The sequence below is a fragment of the Myxococcus sp. CA023 genome, from assembly GCF_010998615.1.
In the GTDB taxonomy this organism is placed as follows: Bacteria; Myxococcota; Myxococcia; order Myxococcales; family Myxococcaceae; genus Myxococcus.
On record NZ_JAAEAH010000006.1, the window covers coordinates 174574 to 180727 of the forward strand.

4 protein-coding genes are annotated in these 6154 nt (G+C 65.0%); 1 reads left to right on the plus strand and 3 read right to left on the minus strand.

Features of this window, described 5'->3' with window-relative positions; translation table 11 throughout:
• Positions 1-10: 10 nt before the first annotated feature.
• On the minus strand, positions 11-619 hold the full coding sequence (locus F8M74_RS04095) for a glutathione S-transferase family protein (RefSeq protein WP_141255001.1): 609 nt from the start codon (positions 617-619) through the stop codon (positions 11-13).
• Between the two features lie 118 nt (positions 620-737).
• Between F8M74_RS04095 and F8M74_RS04100 the strand changes: the two genes are divergently transcribed.
• Positions 738-1928: a DUF6348 family protein gene (locus tag F8M74_RS04100; RefSeq protein WP_141255002.1), complete on the plus strand. Its 1191-nt coding sequence runs from the start codon at positions 738-740 to the stop codon at positions 1926-1928.
• Positions 1929-1993: 65 nt separating this feature from the next.
• Here the strand turns inward: F8M74_RS04100 and F8M74_RS04105 are convergent, their stop codons facing one another.
• Positions 1994-3004, minus strand: a complete 1011-nt coding sequence (locus tag F8M74_RS04105) for a ribonucleotide-diphosphate reductase subunit beta (protein WP_141255003.1) — start codon at positions 3002-3004, stop codon at positions 1994-1996.
• 76 nt (positions 3005-3080) lie between these two features.
• A complete protein-coding gene (locus F8M74_RS04110) occupies positions 3081-5597 on the minus strand; it encodes a ribonucleoside-diphosphate reductase subunit alpha (protein ID WP_141255004.1) in 2517 nt (838 codons plus the stop codon).
• Between the last annotated feature and the right edge of the window lie 557 nt (positions 5598-6154).

Sequence of the window (6154 nt, forward strand, 5' to 3'; positions counted from 1 at the left end):
GAGCCCCGGGTTAGCTTCCGTAGCCTCTCTTCGCACATGGCCGTTCCAGCACATGGAACAGGTATGTATTTAGAGTCAGCTGGTCGTCGCCGAGTTGCTCCATTCGTTTGGCGAAGTAGAGAACGCCTCCCAGCACCACATCGGCTGCGGAGAAGGTGTTCCCTACGATGAAGTCGCGACCCTTCATTCTCGCTTCGAGCACTGCCGCCACTGTCTGGAAGCGCTTACTGGCACGGGCGACGGCGTCAGTGGAGCGCTCTGCCTCGGGTAGGAATCGGGTGTGCTGGGCAATGGTGACGAGGTGGGGTTCCATCTCGGTCATTGCGAAGAGGATCCACTGGTAATATTCCCCGCGCTCGTACGTGCCCACTGGCGGCGCCAGTTTCTTTTCGGGGTACTTGTCCGCCAACTGCATGATGATTGCGGCGGATTCGAAGAGAGGACCGCCATCGTCTTCGATAGCTGGCAATGCGCCCAGTGGATGCACCTTCAGGTAGTCGGGGTACTTGTGCTCGCCCTTCATCATGTCCACTGGCGCCAAGTCATAAGGAATGCCCAACTCCTCAATCATCCAGCGGACTCGCGTGGCACGGGACTGCTGAAAGAAATAGAGCTTCATTGCCGACCTCCCGAATGAATGACGTCGCGGCGCCTGTTTTCCTCTCTTCGGGGGAGTCAGGCAAGGTGGGGCGACATAGGGCCTTTCGTACGAGTGCGTTATGATTCCGGGGCCCGCTATGGACGCCATCCCTGCCTCTGAGCCACTGCGCGACTTGATCGAAGCTCACGGTGTCGAGTGCCATGAGGAAGGGGAGTGGCTGCGCCTAGGTCAGACCGGGCCCCGCGCCCGGGCTTGGTATGTGCAACCGGCTGGGACGAACCCGGAGCAGTTCGTACAACTGGATGTGGAAGTCGAACTGTGGGCGGGCCGGATGCTGGGGGAGTCGTTCGTCGGCATCGGGGCGTCTCCGACAGACGCCCGGCAGAGCGCCTATCAGAGCTTTGCCGCAGGCTCGCTGCACGTGCTTCTGGGCGCCTTACTCAATGCGCCTTGCGAGCACATCACGGTGGAGGAATGGAACGTCGGCGGCATTCCCCGCCGTGTGTTCCTCGGGCAAATCGTGACGCGCAGCCTGAGCGAGTCGGACGCGCCTCCGCCTGAATGGACCGATTCACTCAAGGGGGCACTGGAGTCGCTCCCGCTCACGACAGGAACGCACTGGCTTCGCATCTACTTCGCTCAGAGCGATGAGGAAGTCATGAAGCTGGAGGTCCTCCTCGACAATGAAGAGTGGCCAGAGCTGCAGGCTGCCCTCGCGAATGCGCCATGGCCCAAGGCGCAGGGGTTCCTCAGCCACCGCTTGTTCCTGGTCCTCCAGGGAGGCGTTGACGTGAGCCGCGCGGTTGCGGCGTTCATCGAATCGCCCGATCGGGACATCGACGAGATCCGGCATGAGCTTCGCGCCCAGGGAGCCTCGGCCCTCGAGTCGGACAAGCTGGTGTCCTTCATCCCCGAGGCCTTTGGAGCCGTCATCGCCATAAACCTGGGCGCGAAGCCTCCCGTGGCGGCGCAGTACAGGGAGTGGAACGCACCCGGGCTTCACGAAGCCTCGCTGGCGCAAGAGCCGCTCTGGCAGGAGTCAGTCCGGCTGGCGAAGCTGGCGGCTTCGGGCGAGACGCTCACTCGCGGTCAGCTCATGGCCGTCGCCGGACGGAGTGCCGTGCTGGACGCATTCAACAAGTTCCTGCATGCCGGCTCCGTCCCGAAGGACGTGGAGTTCGCCTCGATGGTCGTCGGGCTCTCCAAGGAAGGAATGCAGGCGATGAATCAAGAAGTCGCAGCTCGCACCGCCGCGACTCCGTCCATCCAAGCGCTGGAGCAGGGGACTACCGAGTTTCCGAAACGCCCGTGGTGGAAGTTCTGGTGAATCGTCCGCGCGCTGACCTCAACCGGGGCGCGTGAACCGCGCCCCGGGACACAGCGCACAGCCGCTCAGAACGCTGCGTCGAGCACGACGTCCGTGGCCGCGCCCACACCCACGGCCACCTGGTACGACGACACGCGGCGCTCGAAGAAGTTCGTGAGCTCCTGCACGTCCTGCAGGTCCATGAAGTGCAGCGGGTTCTTCGTGCCGAACACCGGCGACATGCCCAACATCTGGAGCCGCTGGTCCGCCACGTACTCCAGGTAGCCGCGCATGTCCTGCACGGACAGGCCCATGACGCCGCCGCTCAGCAGGTCCTGGGCGAACTGCGTCTCGCACTCCACGGCCTCGCGGAGCATGGCCACCACGTCGCGCTCCATCTGCGCGTCGAAGAGGTCCGGCTCCTCCTTGCGCGCCACCTGGATGGACTCGAACGCGAACGCCATGTGCGCACTCTCGTCCCGGAACACCCAGTTAGTGCCCGCCGCCAGGCCGTTCAACAGGCCCTTGCTGCGCAGGAAGTACACGTAGGCGAAGGCCGCGAAGAAGAAGAGGCCTTCAATGCAGCCCGCGAAGCAGATGAGGTTCAGCAGGAACTGCCGCCGGTGCGCCTTCGTCTGCAGCGTGTCCAGCCCCTGGATGCTGTCCATCCACTTCATGCAGAACTGCGCCTTGCGCTGGATGGAGGGGATGTTGTCGACGGCCGCGAAGGCCATCGCCCGCTCCGCCGGGTCCGGCACGTAGGTGTCCAGCAGCGTCAGGTAGAACTGGACGTGCAGCGCCTCCTCGTAGAGCTGGCGCGACAGGTACATCCGCGCCTCAGGCGCGTTCAGGTGCTTGTACAGGTTCAGCACCAGGTTGTTGCCGACGATGCTGTCACCCGTCGCGAAGAACGCCACCAGCCGGTGGATGAGGTGGCGCTCCGCGTCCGTCATCTTCGAGCGCAGGTCCACCAGGTCCGTGGAGAAGTCGACCTCCTCCACGGTCCAGGTGTTCTTGATGGCGTTCCGGTACATCTCGAAGAACTGCGGATACGCCATCGGGCGCAGCGTGAGATTCAGGCCAGGGTTCAACAGCATTGCTTCCGTGCTCCTCGCGCTGCGGCGCGGTAACTCAAACGTTCTTCCAACTGCGAAACCGTCAGCGTCTCAATGCCTACTGGCAGGCCTCGCACGCCTCGGGGTTCTCCAGCGAGCAGGCCACCGCCTCTGCCTCGGTCGCCTTCGCCACCGGGGCAGGGGCCGCGGACGCCATGCTGGCGCCACCACCCGCGCCCACCGTGGCCTTGGCAATCCGCGTCGCCGGACGCGAGCGCAGGTAGTACGTGGTCTTCAGGCCCTTCTGCCACGCGTAGAAGTACATCGAGGACAGTTTCCCGATGTTCGGCGTCTCGACGAAGAGGTTGAGCGACTGGCTCTGGTCGATGAACGCCCCGCGGTCCGCGCCCATGTCCAGCAGCGAGCGCATCGGCAGCTCCCACGCCGTGCGGTACACCGCGCGCAGGTTCTCCGGCAGCTCCGTAATGTCCTGCACGCTGCCTTCCGCCATCTTGATGCGGTTGCGGATGTTCTCGTTCCACAGCCCCAGCGCCTGGAGGTCGCGCACCAGGTAGCGGTTCACCTGGAGGAAGTCACCCGACAGCGTCTCGCGCTTGAACAGGTTGGACACCTGCGGCTCGATGCACTCGTAGCAGCCGACGATGGAGGCAATCGTCGCCGTGGGGGCGATGGCAATCATCAGCGAGTTGCGCAGGCCGTGCTTCATGATGCGCTGGCGCAGCGCGTCCCAGCGCGCCGTGTCCTCGGGCACCACGCCCCAGTGGTCGAACTGGAGCTCGCCCTTGGCCGCCCGCGTCTCCGCGAAGGACTCGTGGGCGCCGTACTGCTCGGCCAGCTCGCAGGACGTGGTCAGCGCCGCGAAGTAGATCTCCTCCGAAATCTTCTTGGAGAGCGCACGCGCCTCCGCCGAGTCGAAGGCCAGCTTGAGCTGGAAGAAGACGTCCTGCAGGCCCATCAGGCCCAGGCCCACCGGGCGCCAGCGCTTGTTGGACGAAGCCGCCGTGGGGATGGGGTAGTAGTTCAGGTCGATGACGCGGTCGAGCTGCCGCATCGCGAGCTGGGCGTTGGCGCGCAGCCGCTCGAAGTCGAACTTCCCGTTCACCAGCATCCGGCTCAGGTTCAGCGAGCCCAGGTTGCACACCGCCGTCTCACCCTGGCTCGTCACCTCCAGGATTTCGGTGCACAGGTTGGACAGGTGGATGACGTTGCCGTCCTTGCCCGTCTGGTTGCTCTTGCGGTTGCTGATGTCCTTGAAGGTCATCCAGCCGTTACCCGTCTGCGCCAGGCACTTCATCATCCGGGCGTAGAGGTCACGCGCCTTCACCTTGCGCATGGCCAGGCCGTCGGCCTCGGCCTTCGCGTAGGCCTGCTCGAAGGCGTCGCCGTACAGGTCCGTGAAGTGGGGGACGGACTTCGGGTCGAACAGGCTCCAGTCGCCGTCCGCCTCCACGCGCTTCATGAAGAGGTCCGGCACCCAGTTGGCCAGGTTCAGGTTGTGCGTGCGGCGCGCGTCGTCGCCGGTGTTCTCACGCAGCTCGAGGAAGTCCTCGATGTCCGCGTGCCACGTCTCCAGGTACACGCAGCACGCGCCCTTGCGCTTGCCGCCCTGGTTCACCGCCGCCACCGAGGCGTCCAGCGTTTTCAGCCAGGGCACGATGCCGTTGGAGTGGCCGTTGGTGGACTTGATGAGCGAGCCGCGCGCGCGCACCCGGTGGTACGCCACGCCGATGCCGCCGGAGAACTTCGACAGCATCGCGATGTCCGAATACTTCTTGTAGATGGCGTCCAGTTCGTCCGCGGGCGAGTCCAAGAGGAAGCAGCTCGAAAGCTGCTCGTGGCGCGTGCCCGAATTGAACAGGGTAGGGGAGCTGGGCAGGTACTCCAGCGAGCTGAACAGCCGGTACAGCTCGATGGCCTCATTCACATTGTCACCGCTGAGCGCGCTGGCCACGCGGAGGAAGAACTCCTGCGGCGTCTCCAGCACCTCGCGCGTCTGCGGGTTCTTCAGCAGGTACCGGTCATAGACGGTGCGCAGGCCGAAGTACTCGAAGAGGTCGTTGCGCGACGGGTCGATGGCCGCGTTGAGCTTGCGCGCGTTGGCCTGGACGAACTGGAGCAGCCGGTCCGCGATGAGCCCGTGCTTGTGGCCCGCGGCCACGGACTGGCTGAAGGAGTGGATGTCCTGGTTGCTGACCTCCTTCTGGATGAAGGTGGCCAGCAGGCGCGCGGAGAGGCGGCCGTACTCGGGCTCTTCGACGATGAGGGCGGCGGCCGTCTGGATGGAAAGGCTGTCCAGCTCGCGCGTCGTCGCGCCGTCATACAGGCCGGAGATGGTCTTCGTGGCCACGCGCATCGCGTCCACGCGGGGCAGGCCCACGCAGGAGCGGCCCACGGCGCGCACAATCTTGTTGAGGTCCACCGTCTCCGTGCCGCCGTTGCGCTTGCGCACCCGCATGGAGGTGGCGCTGAAGTCGCCCGCCGTGGGCTCGGAAGCAACCGCGCCCGAGGCAGCGGCGCCCGTCGGCGCTGTCGTCGTCGCCGGCGTGGACGGACCGGAGGAGACGGGCGGGACAGACATGTTGGCGGACGGCTTCACGGGCGTATCGAAGTTCACGAGCGGCTCACTCCAGACAAAAGCAGGGCGCTTCGGGCAGACACGAGGCCTGTCCAGGGAAGCGGACTTCCCCACCACGTTACTGGAAAATTGTTCAGGTATGTCCCGTTCCGGCGGGACGGGACTAGCGGCTGGAATCGACGGTGTGTCTGGGGGGATTTATGGGCCAGACCGATGTTGTAAGCAAGAAACCCACAGTCCCTCCTCTTCCCCGCTCCCTGCCACATCGGCTGGTGGGGCGCCATCGACCAGCCACAAGCTATGGGGGGGTACCCAACCTGTCAACGCGAGATCTAGTGCTCGGCCCGGCATGGCCCGTGCAATCTATGATCGATCTCCGAGGCGATCGCGCAGTCGTTCGGTGAACAGTCGGTGCCCCCTCCCAGGAACGTGGAGTGTGGGCCTCCTGGAATCCACCGTGGACGGTCAGAAAGGGCCCTACGGAGGGGTTGGAACCACACCGCCCGCATCCGTCCCGGTGGGGGTCTGGGGGGCCTCGTCCAGGGCCTCTCCGGTGGTCTCCGGCTGCGGCGCGGGGGCCGGGGGCTGTCTCTTAT